This window comes from Nocardia sp. Root136, assembly GCF_001427185.1.
Taxonomy (GTDB): domain Bacteria; phylum Actinomycetota; class Actinomycetes; order Mycobacteriales; family Mycobacteriaceae; genus Nocardia; species Nocardia salmonicida.
This window is the reverse complement of sequence record NZ_LMFE01000013.1, coordinates 94,837-111,540: the sequence shown is the minus strand read 5'-3', so window position 1 is coordinate 111,540 and position 16,704 is coordinate 94,837. Positions and strand designations below refer to the sequence as shown.

At 62.7% G+C, this 16,704-nt stretch carries 19 protein-coding genes; 13 read left to right on the top strand and 6 right to left on the bottom strand.

Annotation, left to right across the window (positions count from 1 at the left end):
- Window positions 1-52: 52 nt before the first annotated feature.
- Both ASD42_RS31235 and ASD42_RS31230 read right to left on the bottom strand, forming a co-directional pair.
- The gene (locus ASD42_RS31235; RefSeq protein ID WP_056823604.1) at window positions 53-1,159 is read right to left on the bottom strand and encodes a DUF4185 domain-containing protein; all 1,107 of its coding nucleotides are present in this window, start codon (window positions 1,157-1,159) and stop codon (window positions 53-55) included.
- Window positions 1,160-1,326: 167 nt separating this feature from the next.
- Window positions 1,327-2,076 carry a crotonase/enoyl-CoA hydratase family protein gene (locus ASD42_RS31230; RefSeq protein WP_056823601.1) on the bottom strand — a complete coding sequence of 250 codons (750 nt, stop codon included), beginning with the start codon at window positions 2,074-2,076 and terminating at the stop codon, window positions 1,327-1,329.
- A 114-nt stretch (window positions 2,077-2,190) separates the two neighbouring features.
- On the opposite strand from ASD42_RS31230, the gene ASD42_RS31225 reads away from it, so the two are divergent.
- From ASD42_RS31225 to ASD42_RS31205, 5 genes are all read left to right on the top strand, one after another.
- Window positions 2,191-2,508, top strand: a complete 318-nt coding sequence (locus ASD42_RS31225; RefSeq protein WP_056823598.1) for a hypothetical protein — start codon at window positions 2,191-2,193, stop codon at window positions 2,506-2,508.
- A gap of 93 nt (window positions 2,509-2,601) precedes the next feature.
- Window positions 2,602-3,717, top strand: a complete 1,116-nt coding sequence (gene sfnG, locus ASD42_RS31220; RefSeq protein ID WP_056823596.1) for a dimethylsulfone monooxygenase SfnG — start codon at window positions 2,602-2,604, stop codon at window positions 3,715-3,717.
- Window positions 3,717-4,988 carry an SfnB family sulfur acquisition oxidoreductase gene (locus ASD42_RS31215; RefSeq protein ID WP_056823593.1) on the top strand — a complete coding sequence of 424 codons (1,272 nt, stop codon included), beginning with the start codon at window positions 3,717-3,719 and terminating at the stop codon, window positions 4,986-4,988. The genes sfnG and ASD42_RS31215 overlap by 1 nt, the downstream gene beginning before the upstream one ends.
- Before the next feature lie 27 nt (window positions 4,989-5,015).
- On the top strand, window positions 5,016-5,543 hold the full coding sequence (locus ASD42_RS31210) for an NADPH-dependent FMN reductase (RefSeq protein WP_056823590.1): 528 nt from the start codon (window positions 5,016-5,018) through the stop codon (window positions 5,541-5,543).
- On the top strand, window positions 5,536-6,033 hold the full coding sequence (locus tag ASD42_RS31205) for a flavin reductase family protein (RefSeq protein ID WP_056823586.1): 498 nt from the start codon (window positions 5,536-5,538) through the stop codon (window positions 6,031-6,033). The genes ASD42_RS31210 and ASD42_RS31205 overlap by 8 nt, the downstream gene beginning before the upstream one ends.
- A gap of 16 nt (window positions 6,034-6,049) precedes the next feature.
- Here the strand turns inward: ASD42_RS31205 and ASD42_RS31200 are convergent, their stop codons facing one another.
- Window positions 6,050-6,895, bottom strand: coding sequence for a CPBP family intramembrane glutamic endopeptidase (locus ASD42_RS31200; protein ID WP_056823583.1), 846 nt, complete (start codon window positions 6,893-6,895; stop codon window positions 6,050-6,052).
- Window positions 6,896-7,455: 560 nt separating this feature from the next.
- On the opposite strand from ASD42_RS31200, the gene ASD42_RS34695 reads away from it, so the two are divergent.
- Entirely contained in the window at window positions 7,456-8,985 is a 1,530-nt protein-coding gene (locus ASD42_RS34695) for a PIN domain-containing protein (RefSeq protein ID WP_156677656.1), read from the top strand.
- Window positions 8,986-9,688: 703 nt separating this feature from the next.
- On the opposite strand, the gene ASD42_RS34110 is transcribed toward ASD42_RS34695, so the two are convergent.
- The 3 genes from ASD42_RS34110 to ASD42_RS31185 form a co-directional block, all read right to left on the bottom strand.
- Complete coding sequence (locus ASD42_RS34110; protein ID WP_156677655.1) at window positions 9,689-10,675, bottom strand: GTP pyrophosphokinase; 987 nt, start codon at window positions 10,673-10,675, stop codon at window positions 9,689-9,691.
- A gap of 719 nt (window positions 10,676-11,394) precedes the next feature.
- Window positions 11,395-12,006 (bottom strand): HAD family hydrolase, encoded by a 612-nt coding sequence (locus ASD42_RS31190; protein ID WP_200950549.1) that lies wholly within the window; start codon window positions 12,004-12,006, stop codon window positions 11,395-11,397.
- Window positions 12,007-12,074: 68 nt separating this feature from the next.
- The gene (locus tag ASD42_RS31185; RefSeq protein WP_056823575.1) at window positions 12,075-12,920 is read right to left on the bottom strand and encodes a GntR family transcriptional regulator; all 846 of its coding nucleotides are present in this window, start codon (window positions 12,918-12,920) and stop codon (window positions 12,075-12,077) included.
- A gap of 166 nt (window positions 12,921-13,086) precedes the next feature.
- Between ASD42_RS31185 and ASD42_RS31180 the strand changes: the two genes are divergently transcribed.
- The 7 genes from ASD42_RS31180 (at window position 13,087) to ASD42_RS31150 (ending at window position 16,702) form a co-directional block, all read left to right on the top strand.
- Window positions 13,087-13,533 (top strand): hypothetical protein, encoded by a 447-nt coding sequence (locus tag ASD42_RS31180; RefSeq protein WP_056823573.1) that lies wholly within the window; start codon window positions 13,087-13,089, stop codon window positions 13,531-13,533.
- Window positions 13,534-13,547: 14 nt separating this feature from the next.
- Window positions 13,548-13,799, top strand: a complete 252-nt coding sequence (locus tag ASD42_RS31175; RefSeq protein WP_156677654.1) for a hypothetical protein — start codon at window positions 13,548-13,550, stop codon at window positions 13,797-13,799.
- Between the two features lie 151 nt (window positions 13,800-13,950).
- A complete protein-coding gene (locus ASD42_RS31170) occupies window positions 13,951-14,562 on the top strand; it encodes a DUF2637 domain-containing protein (RefSeq protein ID WP_056823566.1) in 612 nt (203 codons plus the stop codon).
- Window positions 14,563-14,587: 25 nt separating this feature from the next.
- Window positions 14,588-14,767, top strand: a complete 180-nt coding sequence (locus ASD42_RS31165) for a hypothetical protein (protein WP_156677653.1) — start codon at window positions 14,588-14,590, stop codon at window positions 14,765-14,767.
- A complete protein-coding gene (locus ASD42_RS31160) occupies window positions 14,767-15,108 on the top strand; it encodes a hypothetical protein (RefSeq protein WP_056823560.1) in 342 nt (113 codons plus the stop codon). The genes ASD42_RS31165 and ASD42_RS31160 overlap by 1 nt, the downstream gene beginning before the upstream one ends.
- The gene (locus ASD42_RS31155) at window positions 15,108-16,424 is read left to right on the top strand and encodes an FtsK/SpoIIIE domain-containing protein (protein ID WP_156677652.1); all 1,317 of its coding nucleotides are present in this window, start codon (window positions 15,108-15,110) and stop codon (window positions 16,422-16,424) included. The genes ASD42_RS31160 and ASD42_RS31155 overlap by 1 nt, the downstream gene beginning before the upstream one ends.
- Window positions 16,421-16,702 carry a hypothetical protein gene (locus ASD42_RS31150; RefSeq protein WP_056823555.1) on the top strand — a complete coding sequence of 94 codons (282 nt, stop codon included), beginning with the start codon at window positions 16,421-16,423 and terminating at the stop codon, window positions 16,700-16,702. Before ASD42_RS31155 ends, ASD42_RS31150 begins: the two co-directional genes overlap by 4 nt.
- The last annotated feature ends 2 nt before the right edge of the window (window positions 16,703-16,704 follow it).

The following is a 16,704-nucleotide window of genomic DNA, read 5'->3' as shown; positions in this document are numbered from 1 at the left end:
GTAGCCCGTTCCCGGTGAGTTACCCATGTACTCACTAGAGCTGGTCAAACCTTCACAGCGTGGTGCGCATGAGTACGACGTTGTACTGGGTGTGGATGGTGGTCATGAAGTACAGGTCGCGGCCGGTTTGGTACGGGAAGATCGACGGGGCGTAGGCGGTGGGGAGTTCGCGGGCGTCGATCAGGACTTCGGGGGCGCTCCACGGGCCCGCGGGAGACGCCGCGCGGCGCATCACGATGGAGTTGAACGGGTCGGTGGTGAGGGAGATGAACTGGCCGAGGTACTCGTTGTACATCACCGAGAGTTCGCCGACGCCACCCATGATGGGGGCCGCCGCGTTCACGTCGTTGAGCTTCCAGTCGTGGCCGTCCCAGTACTCGTAGGCGGCGAGGTTCTCGATCTGGGCTTCGGGGACGCGGGCGATGAAGGCCTCGTTGTTGCGGCCGGCGCGGGTGCCGTATTCGTAGACGAAGCCGCCGTCCTTCACGAAGCTGTTCATCTGGAAGTTGGCGTTGCCACCCTCGTCGGGACGGCGGGTGTGGCCGAGATCGGCCCAGGTCTCGCCGTTGTCGGCCGAGGCGGCGAGGCCGGAGAAGCTCGTGGTCCATTCACCGGGGGCGTCCCAGGTCTTCACCGACATCAGCGACATGTACTGCACGCCGTTGGCCGAGATGCCCGCGGTGGGGATGCGGCTGATCTCGAGGAAGGGGATCTTGGGGCTGGGGATCAGGTCGCGCGCCTGGCCGATGACATCGCGCACGACACTGTCGAACATGACCCCGTCGGCCGGGTTCTGATCGTTGCTGCGGACCAGGATGTTGGAGCGCCACGCCCAGGTACTGCCCGCGAGCAGGTTGGGGAAGCCGATGCCCGCGGTGTCGCCGAAGGCGGTGAGCATCTCGCCGCGCCCGTTGTCCCACATGATGCCGAGGTCGGTGCCGAGAACGTTGTAGTTCTGGGTGTTGTTGGGGCTGGCCATGCCCGTGACCTGGAAGACCGCCTGGGTGCGTCCGTGCAGGGTGGGCAGGCCATGGGTGCCGTTGAGGACGGGAATCGGGTTGATGGCGTTCGGGTTCGCCACGGCGGGAGGCGCGGCGCTCACCAGCAAGGCCGTAGTACCTGCGAGTGCGGACAGCAGGATGGATCCGGTCTTGTTCACAGGTGTTCGAGCCTCCGGGTCAGGCCGAAATCCGGGAACGTCGCGGCTTTTCCGTCACGTACCACTCTTCGGCTGGTCAGCGAATCGAAGCGATGCTAACAGCAGCTAAGAGTGATATGCGGTACATACGTTGGGTAGCCGACATGAATTTGCAGGTGGATTGCTTGTCAGTCGCTACTACTCATGGCCTTACGCAGGAGCAATGGCAGTTGGGCCAACCGTTCGGCGGCGAAGGTCGCCCGGGAACCACGGTGCCACGAGCGGTCGAACAGGTGTTTGGCGGCGCTCACAGCGGCGCGGTCGCGGGCGGTGACCCGGTCGGCGAGGGCTTGTGCGGCCTTCACGGGGTCGTCGGCGACGTCGGTGATCAGACCGATCCGCAGCGCGTAGTCGGCGTCGATCGAGCCAGCGGTCATCGCCAGCAGCTTGGCCTGATCGATGCCGATGAGCTGTGACAACGCGGCTGGGCCCGTCATATCGGGAATCAGGCCGTGGGCGACTTCCATGACCGAGAATTCGGCCGTGGGGGCGGCGATCCGGAAGTCGGCGGCCAGTGCGATCTGGAGGCCGCCGCCGAAGCAGCGCCCGTGGACCGCGGCGATCACCGGGACGTCGAGTCGGCGCCAGGCCCAACAGGCTTCCTGGAAGGTATTGGTGCCGCGCAGGGGCCGAGGGATGAATTCTTTGACGATAGCCACCGGATTGCGAGTGGCGGCGGCGATATCGAGTCCGCTACTGAAACTCGGGCCGTTTCCGGTAAGGATGACAGCGCGGGTTGTCTTGTGGTCGGCCACTTTTCGAGCCGCCTCGACAAGATCGCGGAGCATTTCCAGAGTGAGCCCGTTGTGTTTGCCGGGCCGGTTCAATTCGACATAGGCGCGGTCGTTGTCGAAGCGGACGGTGATGTGGTCTCCCATATCGCTATCTTACTCGCGAGTCAGTTCGAGTGGGTGGCCACGCGGACGACGGTGCGGCATGATCCGAACGCATCGCGCGTCATTCGATGCGCGACGATCGAAAGGACTCACCGAATGCGGATCTGTCTGATGGCCGCGGCGCTGCTCGCGCTGCCGGTGCTGGCGGCCTGCGGCAGTGGCGACGAAGCACCGGCGGTTACTCAGGCCGAGCTGTCGAAGTCGTTGCAGGACAAGGGGTTGAGTAATCCCGCGCTGGCCGACTGCGCCGCGCAGGTGTTCCTCGACTCGGGGATGTCGCAGGAGGGGCTGCGGGTGATGGTGTCGAACGCGCAGTCCGACGATCCGGCCAAGCTGCTCAGCGAGGGCGACGCGGCCAAGGTGAGCTCGGCGCAGTCGAAGATCGCCGCGGATTGCGTGCGCGTGGGGAGCTGATCGGAGCCCGTATCGATCGCGTCGATTCAAACCCTCGTCGGGGTCGGCTGCCGGTGTTGCACTGGAACAGCCGACGACGAGGAGGAACTGCCCGTGACCACGGAGAGAATCGCCGACCAGGTCTCGTTCGCCTACTGGGTACCCAATGTCAGTGGCGGGCTGGTGACCAGCGATATCGAGCAGCGCACCAGCTGGGATTTCGACTACAACAAGAAGCTCGCCCAGACCGCGGAGCGCAACGGTTTCGACTACGCGCTCACCCAGGTGCGCTACACCGCGTCCTACGGCGCCGAGTTCCAGCACGAGTCGACCTCGTTCAGCCTCGCGCTGCTGGCCGCCACCGAGCGCCTCAAGGTGATCGCCGCCATCCATCCTGGACTGTGGCATCCCGCGGTGCTGGCCAAGTTCGGTGCCACGGCTGACCATTTGTCCGGCGGCCGGTTCGCGATCAATGTGGTGTCGGGCTGGTTCGCCGGTGAGTTCAAGGCGCTGGGCGAGCCGTGGCTCGAACACGACGAGCGGTACCGGCGCAGCGCCGAGTTCCTCGAGGTGATCCGCAAGATCTGGACCGAGGACGCGGTGAACTACGGCGGCGACTTCTACCGGATTCGCGACTTCACCTTGAAGCCGAAGCCGCTCAACACCCCCGAACGGCCCAATCCCGAACTGTTCCAAGGTGGTAACTCCACGGCGGCCCGGCGCAACGGCGGCCGCCACGCGGACTGGTACTTCTCCAACGGCAAGGACTTCGACGGCGTCACAGAGCAATTGGACGATCTGCGCGCGGTCGCCAGGGACAACGATCGCGAGGTGAAGTTCGGGCTCAACGGGTTCATCATCGCCCGCGATACGGAGAAGGAAGCGCGCGACACCTTGCGCGAGATCGTCGAGAAGGCGAACAAGCCCGCGGTGCAAGGGTTCCGCGACGCGGTGCAGCAGGCGGGCGCGTCCACCGGCGATCGCAAGGGCATGTGGGCCGATTCCACGTTCGAGGACCTGGTCCAGTACAACGACGGCTTCCGGACGGGGCTCATCGGCACGCCCGAGCAGATCGCCGAGCGGATCGTGGCCTACCGCGCGCTCGGCGTCGACCTGATCCTGGCTGGCTTCCTGCACTTCCAGGAAGAGGTCGAATACTTCGGCGCCAAGGTGCTGCCGCTGGTGCGTGAACTGGAGGCCGCCGCGACGCCGGTCGCGGCGGTACGCTGATGACGGTGGTGACCGCTGAGCGGATCGCCACGGCCGACCATGCGGTGCGGATCGCGGCCGAGTTGGCCGAGGCGTTCGCCGCTGGTGCCGCCGAGCGCGATCTCTCGCGTCGGCTGCCGCACGAGGAGCTGGATCAGCTCTCGGCCAGTGGCTTGCTCGCGATCACCGTGCCCGCCGAATTCGGTGGCGCCGACCTCCCGCCGAGCGTGGTGGCCGAAGTAGTGCGGATCTTGGCCGCGGCCGATCCGAATATCGCGCAGGTGCCGCACAGTCACTTCGTGTATCTGAACCTGTTGCGGCTGGCGGGAACTCGGGCGCAGCGGCGGGACTACTTCGGCAAGGTGCTCGCTGGTGCGCGGATCGCCAACGCGCAGTCCGAACGCAGCGGGGCGACGGTCGCCGAGATCGCGACGGTGCTGCGGCCGATCGATGGTGCGGCCCGGCGCGGCGGTGCTCGGCGGTTCGCCGTCGAGGGGACGAAGTTCTATTGCACCGGGTCGCTGTTCGCCGATGTGCTCGCGGTGTTGACCAGACTCGATGATCCACAGGGCATTTCGAGGCTCGCGCCTGGGGAGTACGTGGCTTTCGTGCCCGCGCTCGAGCCGGGCGTACGGATCGTCGACGACTGGGATGCGCTGGGGCAGCGGACAACCGGCAGCGGGACGGTCGAGTTCGACGCGGTGGAGGTCGGGCATGAGCAGCTGGTCGCACGGGCGTCCGCGGTCAACGCACCCACCGGGTACGGCGCGTTCGCCCAGCTCCTGCACGCCGCCATCGACGCGGGTATCGCACGCGGTGCCTTGGAGGCGGCGGCGGAGTTCGTCCGGACGCGGAGCAGGCCCTGGTTCGAGGCCCAGGTAGCGAATGCGGCCGACGATCCGCTCGTCGTACAGCGGTTCGGCGAACTGGCTGTTGCCGTGTCGGCCGCTGAATCGACGCTGATCGCCGCGGGTGCGGCGGTCGACGCGGCGGTGCGGCCCGGGGTGATCGCGGAGGGCGAGGATCCGGTGGCGCACCTCGAGAGCGCGGGCGCGCGGGCATCGATCGCCGTCGCGACGGCCAAGATTCTCGCCGACCGTGCTGCGAACGAGGTGTCCGCCGCGATATTCGAAGTAGGCGGCACCCGCAGCGCCGCGTCCGAGCACCGGCTCGACCATTTCTGGCGCAACGCGCGCACCCATACGCTGCACGACCCGGTTCGCTGGAAATACCAGCACATCGGCCGGGCCGTTCTGCACAACCGACCGCCGCCGCTGCACGGCGTCATCTAGAACCACCATGCGAGACAAGGACAGCCCATGACAGTGACGGTCGTCGTCGGAAACCCGAAACCCGCTTCGCGCACCCTCACCGCGGCGGTGCAGGTCGCGCGGGCGCTTCGCCCTGATACCGAGCCAAAGGTTATCGACCTGGTAACCCTCGGGCCGGGCCTGCTCGGCTGGGGTGACCCGGCGGTGACGGCGGCCGCGCAGACCGTCGCGACCTCCGAACTCGTCGTGTTCGCCAGTCCGACCTTCAAGGCCACCTACACCGGGCTGCTGAAGCTGTTCCTCGAACAGTTCGACGGCGGTACCGGCCTGGCCGGTGTGGTGACCGTGCCGGTGATGCTCGGCGCGGGTCCGGCCCACGCGCTCGCACCCGATCTGCTGCTCAAGCCCGTGCTGGTGGAAATCGGTGGCACCGCCGCGCTGCCCGGGCTCTATCTGTCCGACCGGACTTTCGGTGCGGACGGCGTCATCGAGGAATACGCCCGGCGATGGGGACCCGTCGCCGCGGCACTGACAGACCCGGCTGTGCGGCCGGTGGAGGCAACGAATCATGCATGAGCTCTTGGAATTTCCCGCCGACGGCAACGGCTTACGCCGCGCCTTCGCCAACTTCCCCAGCGGCGTGGTGGCCGTGTGCGCCGAGATCGACGGCGTCCCACACGGTTTGGCGGTGAGCACCTTCGTGCCCGTCTCCCTGGATCCGCCGCTCGTGTCGTTCTGCGTGCAGAACTCGTCGTCGACCTGGCCCAAGCTGGCAGGCGCGGGCCACCTCGGCCTGAGTCTGCTCGGGACCGACCAGCAGGCGGCGGCCAAGGCGCTCGGCGCCCGCAACGGCGACCGCTTCCGCGAGACCGCCCTGCACCGGGGAACCGGCGAGGCGGTGTTCATCGACGGCGCGACGGCCTGGATCGAAGGGGTGCCGGAAACACAGGTCAGCGCAGGCGATCATCTCGTGGTGATCCTGCGCGTGAATCGTGTCGCCGCACGGGAGGACATCGATCCACTGGTGTTCCACGGCAGCAAGTTCCGGACTCTGCATACGGGCTGAACCTGCGTCGTACCGCTCAGGACGGGCGCTGATCCTTCACTCGGCCGCGGATGAAGAGCACCAGCACGTAACCGCTGATGATCAAGAGCATGGTGAACAGGCCGGCGGCTTGGAGGAGACCGCCCGAGGACGCGTCGGCGGCGACCTCGTCGACGCCGCCGGTGGCGAGCATCGTGGTCGGGTCGGTCAAGCCGTGCATCACCATCGCACCCAGCAGAAAACCGGTCACCCGCATCGTCAGATACATCAGTACGCCGAAGGAGAAGGTGTAGAGGATGGTGGGGCCGACGACCGTGATCGACTGCCCGCCGAGCAGATTCATGCTGTGCGACAGTGCGAAGGCGAGCGAGGTCACGGCCGCGACCACCAACTCGCCGTGGCCCCCGTCGCGCAGCATCTTGACCGCGAACCCGCGGTAGGTGAGTTCCTCGACGAAGCCGATCAGCAATCCGGTGGCGAGCAGCATCGCGACGACGTCGGCCTGATGCAGGCCCCAGTCGATCCCGAGCACGCGCAGCACGATCGGCGTGGCGACGATCACCGGTGCGATCCACATCCACTTCGACCGGTAGATGGGCTGTCGGCCGTACAGCTCCCGGTTCCAGCCCAGATACGCGGAGAACGCCGCCAGCACAACGGCTCCGATGATCAATGATGCGGTGACCTGGAGGAACACGCTGCCCAGACTGCTCAGCAGATCATCGTCGACATAGTGCCCGCCGAGGTGGCCGATCACGAAGCCGGAACCGAGGTAGATCACGAGATAGACAACGAGGAAGGCGAGAAATCGCCAGAATCCGCCGCGATTCATGAAGCCCCGCAGGCCGCGTTGTTCCTGCGACACAGGCACCGTATCGGTCATGTCGACTCCATGCTCTCTCGGGCAAGGCTGAGCATGTCCACGGTATGTGATGCGTCTTCCGACAGCGGGGATTTCGCCGGTGAGTCCGGGTTCGCCGCTGATCTGTCGTAGAAATGACGAAAGACCCCAGGTGACCTGGGGTCTTTCGTTGTTGAGCCGATGACGGGAATCGAACCCGCGCCATCTGCTTGGGAAGCAGGAGAATAGGCCGGAATGACCCTCTGACCTGGGCTACCGGTTGCGCGTTGGGTACTCGGACTTACCGCTGCTGACCCTAGTTCATGGCACGTATGTGGCACGACAGGGAGGGATCGCTCACCCACAGACTGGAGCCGGGTGCGGGGCTCGACGGAGTGATCATCGCAGTCGGTGCGTAGTCGTGGTGCAGACTCGGTGGTGTCCGCGAACGTAGACAAGCCCACAGTACCTACAACTCGCCAACCTTCGTCGGCTACCATCCATCGACCCGCGTCCCAAGTCGGATCGGACCTTTTGCGGATGACGAGATCTCTTGGAAGACTTGGCCAAACGCGCGCTCGCACCAACGAACGGAGTCAGTCATGAAGTCCGTCTTGCCTGAATGGTATCGACCGGGTGACGACGAAATCGCCGACTTTTTACGGACTGGCACCGTCGTTCTAGACACCAATGTGCTGCTGGCTCTGTATCGAGTGAACGGCATACAGCGTGATCAGATCCTAGATGTTCTGACGAAGGTGGGTGATCGCCTGTGGATCCCATATCAGGTCGCCTACGAGTACCAGAAGCGGAGGCTTGAGGTGGCTTCCGAGTTGCAGCAAGTGTATGACAAGATTCAGTCGATTCCAGCTGAAAAAGTTGCCGATATCCTGGATGCCGCTTCTAAATCGCTTCGGCAAGCATATTCTGAGATCGCGAGAGAGATCCGTGACAAAGAAATAAAATCCTCGATCGCGAGAGCGGTTGAGGACACCGTGGAAAAGCTTGCCGACTTTGCGAATGAGCGTCAAGCAGAAATGTCCGAAGTTATTTCAGGAATTCGAGAGAAGAACGCGATTGACTTCGGGGAAGTAAAAGGAAATGACCCAGTTCGGTCGGCATTGGACCGTCTTCTGGATGTTGGCAACATCGGAAAACGGCCGGATTCTGCGAAACTTGAAGAACGTAGAAGGTTAGCTGCTGCAAGACTTGAAAAGAAAGTCCCTCCGGGTTATAAAGATTCGAAAAAGGAAGATCCTTTCGGCGATGCGCTAATTTGGCTAGAAATACTCGAACATGCTGAACGCACAAAGAATAAGGTAATTTTTGTTACCGATGACGTCAAGGATGACTTCTACATCAAAGTGCACGGCCAGATCATCGGCCCTCGTACCGAGATGATTTACGAAATGCTGGACACGGCGGGGCAGCCGTATCATCAGACGACGCTCGATGGATTCTTGCGGCTGGCTAGCTTGTATCTGCAGGTCAGCGTTACCGAGGATACGATCACAACACTTGAATCCACTAGAAAACGCAGCGAATCAAACTCAGTCGACACCGGGTGGGCATCAGGACTTATTGAGGTATCGGACGGCGCTAGTCAGTCTAAAGCGGTTCTTGAGCAACTTCTTGCCGAGGCGCCCTCGGAGAAGACCGATTACAGGACTAGAAGTTTGCTCAGCCGTCGCAGTTACCTTGAAAGAGAGTATGCTCGCAAAGTGGCGGCATATGGCGAATTCAGCTCGGATGCATTGTTCTACAAAAACCTCCAAGCATCAAATCTGTATCATCTCGGTGAATATGATCGTGCGCTGGAAACTATCCGCGAAGTCATTCGCGCTCAAGAGGTTCACTGCCGCCCAGATGATTTTGACGTACTTACGCCCAGGATTACCTATGCTAGGACCTTGTATCATTTCGGTGATAACCAGAAAGCGGATGCGCAAATCGAATTGATCCGCCGCCTGGTGCATGATCATCATCTTAGTCGCGAGAACCTTGGGATTGTTCGCGATGTAGATATGGCAGTTGATCAGTGCATTAGTGAAAAGGACCCCCTCGTTAGGCAAGGCTCAATTCTTACGCTGGCGCGGATTGTTAACCAGCTCAATGAGTCGATCGACGAGTAGTGGGAGTGATTCGGCCTTGGATAGGGTCGGGTTGCGTATGAGGTGAGCTGGCTACCCGCCTGGCCCCATCTGGCCTGCTTGTCACGTGCAGGGGTCTTCGCTCGGGCGAAGGTTTCACTCGCGCGATCGGCGAGAGCGATGGCACGGATCAGCCCGTATGAGGACTGGAACTCTTCCGCGTAGCGTTGATAGCTAGCGGTTGCCCCGGTCGACGATGAAGTTTTAGACCAAACCGACAAGGAGTAGCCGCCAGCGACCGTCGGAACATGCATTTGATCGACGGCTGGAACTCGCCAACTCTTATTGAGAGGTCGACTGCTCGGCTTCCTCCACGGGCCTGTTCTGGGTTGGGTTGCGCACACCGGGGTTAGCTCACCTGCCTGCCCGCTACGGCCTGCCATTCACGCGCAGAGGCTCCACAGGTCAAGGTTTGCTCAGCAATCAGCGAAGCTGACGCCATCGGCGCCCTTGAGATATGGGGCGCGGGGATCACAATGCAGGCCAACCCAGAACAGGGACATCCGGCCCCCGGTCGCAATCCACCGACCTTACCGCAGATTCCATTCAGCAATCTACCCTGACCCCCCAGTTCAGCCGGTGGGCGAAATGCCTGGTCAAAGGCATCTTTCGCTGGTGCACCGATCGGCGTTGACATGGGGGTTGTTCGGCGTCGTTCGTAACGTGTGGTCCCGTTCCGGTCCCGCTACTGGCTCGGCGTGGGTGGTGACACCCGCCGTACTCCACGTCCCGGATACTCCAGAGACGTTATTACTCGAAGCATTCCGAGACCAGACAATTGCCTTTGCTCCTTAGTTTCCTTGTTCACCTCCCGCTCCTGCTCCAGGACGTCATCTAAATGCTTATCTACCAATTTTCGAAGCTGAGATATTCCAGTTACGCCAATTTCGCCCAGTTCATCGGCAAAAGCCGAATAGAGTCGCGCTTGTGACTGAATTCGGTCTGGAAATTGTTCAATGAGGAATGCTTTTAATGTGTTGCGATCGATTCCGATGTCGGCAGTTGCACTTGGACCACCGGAATTGAATCGGTTCATCAATTCAGACACATCTCGTTTAGCCGCGTCCTCCAAATCATGACCGCGGTCATGAATGTACTGAAAGGTCTTGTCTGCAACATGCAGAAGGCCGGCTAGTGCAGAAAAATCTCGACGGAGGTCCGGCGGGGTGCTGACCCTTCCCTTGTACGCAAGCGTGTGCTCAACGACCGCCCAGGCGTCTTGCAGAATGGTCCGCAATTGCACTTCGAAAACCAAATTATGCAAGCCTTCGTACCGCGGACCGCGGTAGCCATCTTTGAATTTGCAGAGATAATGCACGGATTGATACCCAAAGGTCTCGGGCTTCAAATTATCCAACTTGTCATTTCTCTCAATGATTGAGAATTCTCGTTCTATTATCGACTCAACTTTCTTGATGTCATCAACAAATAGGCAAACAACTCGTGAGCCCACTATGTCCGTCATTTCAACGAAGGGGTCGCGGTAATTTTTGCGCTCTATCTTCTCAAGGAAGCTTTCCTTCTTCTTGACCCTGACGCGGATATCGTGAATTTTAATATCCTTTAGGACCATCTCAAGGATATGTTCGACCTCCGAACGGAGCCGCACGAATGTTGGCATGCGATCGTCGTAGAGCGCGTGCCAGTCAGATTTTTCTGAGTCCTTCGTCACCAGGACATTGTGTCTCACCCGGCTGCCTGCTGGTGCCTCCTACGTACCCGGGTTGGCCTGGCCTGGGTTGGGGTGCGCGTGAGGTGGGCTGGCTTCACCTGCCTGCCCATAGGGCCTGCCTATCACGCGCAGAAGCTCACAGGTCAAGGGTTGCTCAGCAATCAGCGAAGCTGACGTCATCGGCGCCCTTGAGGTGTGAGGGGCGCGGGATCACAATGCAGGCCAACCCAGAACAGGGCCACGCGGCCACCGGTCGCGATACCACCGACCGCACCGCGGATTCGTTCAGCAATGCGCCTGAGGGGTTGGTGTCCTGCGCGTCCCGTGCAGGGGAAGGCATCTGCCCGCGCGAGGGGGCTTCGGCCCACAGCCCAACGCACCGATTCGTCGTCAGCTTCGTCCAACTGTGCCGGGACCACAGTCAGTCGACCAGGCAGAGTGCCGGCGGATTCGTCGTCGATTGCGGGAGGTCGGTCGGGTACGGCTGGTGTCGTGCCCAGCTCTGTGCGGTTGATCGAAGAAGTGAGCCAGAGAGGAATGGTCGCCTTCGGTATGCGCGTGCTCGTCGCCGACATGCCGACGCGCCCGCGACCGGAGCGTGCGTAGGTGGCGGTTGCGCGTCGTAGCGCGGCGGCGGCGCGCACGCGCCGCCGCAGGCGCCTTGACTCTATATAGCGAAATTCAGCAACAACCCGTGACGTGACCGGTGATGCGCTGGTCTACTGCGAGATAGATTCGCCGCGTACGGCATCCAGAAGCGCCGACATGCTGGTGATCGTCACGGCAGGGGCGAAGGGAGCGAATCGCTCAACCTTGCCGGGCTTGTTCGCGTACGCGACGGCAGGAAGTGTCGCGGAATTGGCTGCGAGCAGGTCGGTGACCGAATCGCCCGTGAAGCTGGCTGTCCTGGCGTCGATTCGCAGACCGGCTAGCGCGGCTTCGAGTAGGTGCGGGCTCGGCTTGAGTGGGGTAGCTGCTGACGTTCTCGCGTAGATGCCCGAGACGTAGGTCTGTAGTCCGTGGGTGCGGAGATACGCGGCGATGGCCGCTACCGAGTTGTTGCTGACGATTGCGACTGATCCGCCGTTCCTGCCCGCGGCTTCGCGAATGACATCGTGAGCGTGAGGGGTTGGCGTTGCGACGGCGACAGCTTCAACCTCGAGGCGGGTCAGCTCGCGTTCGGTTGCCACGGCGACATCCTCGGAGATCTGAGCGGCGTACTGGAGTAACTCGAACGGGTCGGAGGTGGCACCAAGGTGATCGGGGAGAGTGACTCCCATTGCGGCGCCGAGCTGTTCCGCGACGTGTCGGCTGGAGATGCCGGCGAACACCGCGCACACCGGGCCGTCGAAGTCGAGCAGGAGGCAGGGGCGTTCGGCAATCAGTCGGCGGAGGTCGTTCACGGGTGGTAGTCCTGCGCAACCGAGTTCCAAATGCTGTCGAACCACATCAGCGACTGGGCTACGAACTGACTGCCTGTGGAGTCGGGGTCGACATCGCGGGCGTGGTGGAACAGGGTCGCGTCCTTGCCCATGAGATCCCACATCGCGACGTTCTCGCCTTCGAGTGGCACCGTGTGCTCGACGACCGGGTAGTAGCCGGAGAACGCCTGTTCGCCGTTGAGGACGTAGAGCTTGAACAGTGGCACGGCCGGATAGGTCCTGATCTGCGCGGATGCGTTGGCGACCAGGCCCAGCCGTCCGAGCTCCTCGACTGACTCGACGATCGCGCTTCCGTGGCGTTCCATGATCTTGGTCGCGCGCTTCCGGAATGCGGGGCTATCGGTGAGATCATCGACTCTGGCCGGGAGCGTCCACGGTTGGGACGGGTCGGGGAGTAGGAGTCTGACGATGAGGCTCTCGGGCCGTAGCCGACCCTCGCGGATTCGATCGAGCGGTTCGGCGATCGCGCCGTGCAGGGTCTCACCGGAGAACCCAGCGAAATCGACTGTGACAGTGGTTGATTCGAATGCCTGCTCGATGTGAGGGCGCAGGCCGACGGGACGTTCGGTCCGCTCGCGAACGTAGGTGCCGCTTCCTGGCCGGCTGACGACTAGGCCCTCCTCGCGCAATGCGCGGAGTGCTGCCTCGGCTGTGGCTTTAGCGACGCCGAACCGTTCCACCAACTGCGGGCTGGACGGAATCCGCTCGCCCGGTGCGAACTTCCTGGTGAGGATCGAAGCGCGCAGGATGTTCGCGATCTGTTGTGACGCCGGGCGGGGGTCGTCGGGGTCGATTGTCTCCATTTGCCCAGCATAAGGGCTATTCCCTAGGGAATCCATGTAGGTCTTGACCTCCCTAGGGAGGTAGGCTAACCTTGAAGCTACCTAGGGAACCTAGGGGAGAAGCAAGGGCAATCTTTGCCGCAGCTGACGATCTGTCAATCCCGCTGACACACAGGAGTTGATTTCAATGGCACTCAAGGACATGTGGCTTTCCACCGAATTCCGTACCGCGTTCCCGATGGGTGTGCTGCTGCTCGGCAACGTCGAACCGGCGACCGAGTTCAGCCAGGACCGCAACGCGCCGAAGCGGCAGCGCCAGGACTACGACAACGACGGCAACGGCACCGGGTTGCGGATGTGGAAGGCCACGATCATGGACCCGGCCGGTGTGGCTCAGGGGGCGAAGAACGCGACGTTCGACATCATCTTCCTGGCCAACGTGCAGCCGGTCCCTGCGTCGGCGGAGGTCTCGCCCGGTGTCCGGCCGGTCGAGTTGGAGGGTTTGCAGCTCAAGCCTCGGGTGATCGGTAACGGTGAGTTCAAGTCGATCGGCTGGAACATCCGCGCGACCGGGATCAAGGGCGACAACTCCGGCGCGAAGATCAACGAGCCTGCCGCACGCAAGGCCGCGTGATCGCCATGTCGTTCATGAGCATCCACACCGGGTACAACAAGGGCTTCGCGCTCACCTATCTCGCTCCGAGAGAAACCGAGTGTGGCGTCAAGAGCAGCGGATGTGTGCGGATCGAGCTCGAATCCGAGATGGGCATTTACGCGCTGGCGCTCGATATCGAGGACGCTCGGCTGTTGGCCGAGCAGCTTCCCGCGCTGGTCATGGCCCACGATGCCGCTGAGCATGTCCGCAAGGAGCAGGCTGCCGCGATCGCTGAGGCGGCTTAGCGATGGACACGGCGGATCAGCAGTCCTCGGGTATGCGGTGGGCTCGCTGGTCCGCCGTCCTCGTTCTGATCGGTATCGGTGCTGGGCGTTCGTGTTGTCGTTCGCGGCGTNTCAAGGAGCAGGCTGCCGCGATCGCTGAGGCGGCTTAGCGATGGACACGGCGGATCAGCAGTCCTCGGGTATGCGGTGGGCTCGCTGGTCCGCCGTCCTCGTTCTGATCGGTATCGGTGCTGCGGCGTTCGTGTTGTCGTTCGCGGCGTTGCAAGACCTCGCGATCATGGGCGGCACCCCACGCGGTTTGGCGTGGTTGTTCCCGGTGATCGTGGACGGCACCATCGTTCAAGCGACCATGGCCGTGATCGCGCTGCCACCGAAATCGGCTGAGCACAAATGGTTCTCCTGGATTCTGGTCGGTGGGGCCGCGGTCTCGGTTACGAGCAACTCGGTTCACGCCTACCTGACCGGCCATAGCTGGGGCGGTGCCCTGTTGGCCGCGATTCCCCCGCTGGCCCTGCTGATCGACACACACGGCCTGGTCCTGCTTCGACGTGCGGCACAACACGATTCGGCTCCCACCGTCGTGGTCGAGACCGCACCCGAAACGACCGCTGACGCTGATACCGACGCACCCGACCTGGTGCCCACGGTCGCAGCCTCGACTTCTGTCCCGGCTTCTGCGCCGGTGCAGACCCTCCACACTCCTCCGCGCCCGGTTGCTCCGTTGCTGCCTGTCGCGGTCCCGATCCCTACAGGGGGCAACTGACATGTTCGACCACATCTCCGTCCGAATGTCTGGCCTAGCCGCCGGACGCTACGTCGCCGTGAACTACGACTCGACCGGGAACACCGTCGATGTCAGCTTCGACACGCACAAGGTGTCGCTGTCGGTGCTCGATGCCGCTGCGTTGTCCGATGCGATTACAACTGCTCTGGACACTTACTCCTCGAACCTGCGGGTGGTGTTCTGATGTTGCACCAGCGTGAGGGCTACTGGGAGACCCGCAAAGAACCCACCTGGTCTCGGGGATGGATGTTCGACGCCGACAACACCCGCAACGTCCTGCACGCCGAGGGAGTTCTCGGGGTCCGCTACGACGCCGGTCTGTGCGACGAAGCTCCCGGCATCGTGATCGCGTTGGGTCACGCTCCGAGCGGTCTGAATCTCGAACTCGCTGTTGATGAGGCGATGGAACTGATCGAGATGCTGGCCGCCGCGATCGGCGAGGCGCACGGTGTGCCACAGCCTTCCATCGACGTCACTGGCGAGCGGTGCCAGTGGCCGTGCTGCAACGGCAAGGCGGTGCGGTGATGGGCACGACTGTTGTTGCGCTGTCGACGATCCTGGCCACCGGGATGATGCTGTGGTGGCGTCGCCTCGACGGGGTGAGCCCCGCGGCTTCGGTCTCTGCTGTGGAATCTGATCCGTTGTCGCATGTGCCGGCCGAATTGCGAGTCGCGGTCATGGTGATGACCGACGTCCGCCAGCTCGCCTACATGTGGGTTGCGATCGGTCTCGGAGGCCCGGACAGCGGTTGGCCGAACGTGCTGACCATGACTCGGGTGCCTTCCGGTGCTATCGCTGAGGTGCAGATGCTCGGCGGTCAGAAGGTCTCGGACTGGACCAACGACGACACCCGAGACCAGCTCGCCCAATACCTCGGTGTTCCGAAAGTGGTTGTCACACAAACTGATCCTGGATTCTTGACTTTGGATCTGCGGTGCTGGGACACCCTCGCCGATCCTGTCGTCGTCCACCCGAACGCGTTCGTCGCGACCGGTGTCGACCTGTCGGCCGTCCCGGTGGGTGTGCGTGAAGACGGCCGGGATTGGCTGGTACGGCTGCTCGGGACTCACATCCTGCTCGCCGGTGCGACCGGTTCGGGTAAGGGCTCGGTGCTGTGGTCGCTGGTCGCCGGGGTCGGTCCTGCCATCAAGGCCGGGTACGTCGATGTGTGGGTGGCAGATCCCAAGGGTGGCATGGAGTTTTCCCGCGGTGAGGATCTGTGGACACGGTTCGAGTGGACCGCTGCCGGGATCCTGGGGATGCTCGCCGACGCCGTGGCGCAGATGCAGGAACGCACCGCCCAGCTCAAGGCAGCACGCATCCGCAAGTTCACGCCCTCGCCGGACATGCCCTTGGTGTGGGTCGTCATCGACGAAGGCGCTGCGTTGTCCTCGTTCGCCACCCGCGACGAGCAGGAACAGTTCCGCCAGTACACCGGCCTGCTGCAATCCCAAGGCCGTGCGGTCGGCTACTCGGTCACCGCGGCGGTGCAGGACCCGTCGAAAGAAACGATGCCGAACCGGCAGCTGTTCAACGTCCGCGTCGGCCTCCGCCTGGAGGAAGTTACTCAGATCCGGATGGTCCACGGCGATTCCGCCAAGGACAAAGGTGCCCGCTGCGACGAGATCCCCGCTGACACACCCGGTGTCGGCTACGTCGCCGAGGACGGCAAAGACGGGTTCGTGCGGGTCCGAGCGTTCATGGTCACCGACGACGACATCGACACCCTGGTAACCGCCTACGGGCCAGAAAAGCCGGACTACAGCCCGCAAGCCGACTACACCGGCTTCGATCCCGACTACATCCCAGGCGAAGACGACGAGCAAGGGATGGCGGCATGAAACGCGGAATGGTCACCGAATCCCACGTCGTCATCTACTGCGACACCTGCGGAGACATCCTCACCGACGCCGACGGGGAATCGATCTGCTTCGACACCACCAACCAAGCCGTGTCGTTCCTGGGCGCTGACCGTGCAAGCGGCTGGGTCTACGACGGCGACACCGTCCGCTGTGACATCTGCGTAGCGACTCAGCAATGCCAGCGCGATGGTCACCAGTTCACCGAACTCGAATGCACCGTCTGCGGCATCTTCCCCGCCGATCACAAGGAGTACTGACC

Coding starts and splice junctions, on each gene's coding strand:
- ASD42_RS31205 (WP_056823586.1), top strand. CDS start 5,536: ATGCATGAGCTCTTGGAATTTCCCGCCGACGGCAACGGCTTACGCCGC.
- ASD42_RS34695 (WP_156677656.1), top strand. CDS start 7,456: ATGAAGTCCGTCTTGCCTGAATGGTATCGACCGGGTGACGACGAAATC.
- ASD42_RS31200 (WP_056823583.1), bottom strand. CDS start 6,895: ATGACCGATACGGTGCCTGTGTCGCAGGAACAACGCGGCCTGCGGGGC.
- ASD42_RS31215 (WP_056823593.1), top strand. CDS start 3,717: ATGACGGTGGTGACCGCTGAGCGGATCGCCACGGCCGACCATGCGGTG.
- ASD42_RS31210 (WP_056823590.1), top strand. CDS start 5,016: ATGACAGTGACGGTCGTCGTCGGAAACCCGAAACCCGCTTCGCGCACC.
- ASD42_RS31185 (WP_056823575.1), bottom strand. CDS start 12,920: ATGGAGACAATCGACCCCGACGACCCCCGCCCGGCGTCACAACAGATC.
- ASD42_RS31225 (WP_056823598.1), top strand. CDS start 2,191: ATGCGGATCTGTCTGATGGCCGCGGCGCTGCTCGCGCTGCCGGTGCTG.
- ASD42_RS31230 (WP_056823601.1), bottom strand. CDS start 2,076: ATGGGAGACCACATCACCGTCCGCTTCGACAACGACCGCGCCTATGTC.
- ASD42_RS31170 (WP_056823566.1), top strand. CDS start 13,951: ATGGACACGGCGGATCAGCAGTCCTCGGGTATGCGGTGGGCTCGCTGG.
- ASD42_RS31180 (WP_056823573.1), top strand. CDS start 13,087: ATGGCACTCAAGGACATGTGGCTTTCCACCGAATTCCGTACCGCGTTC.
- ASD42_RS31160 (WP_056823560.1), top strand. CDS start 14,767: ATGTTGCACCAGCGTGAGGGCTACTGGGAGACCCGCAAAGAACCCACC.
- ASD42_RS31155 (WP_156677652.1), top strand. CDS start 15,108: ATGGGCACGACTGTTGTTGCGCTGTCGACGATCCTGGCCACCGGGATG.
- ASD42_RS31175 (WP_156677654.1), top strand. CDS start 13,548: ATGAGCATCCACACCGGGTACAACAAGGGCTTCGCGCTCACCTATCTC.
- ASD42_RS31165 (WP_156677653.1), top strand. CDS start 14,588: ATGTCTGGCCTAGCCGCCGGACGCTACGTCGCCGTGAACTACGACTCG.
- ASD42_RS31150 (WP_056823555.1), top strand. CDS start 16,421: ATGAAACGCGGAATGGTCACCGAATCCCACGTCGTCATCTACTGCGAC.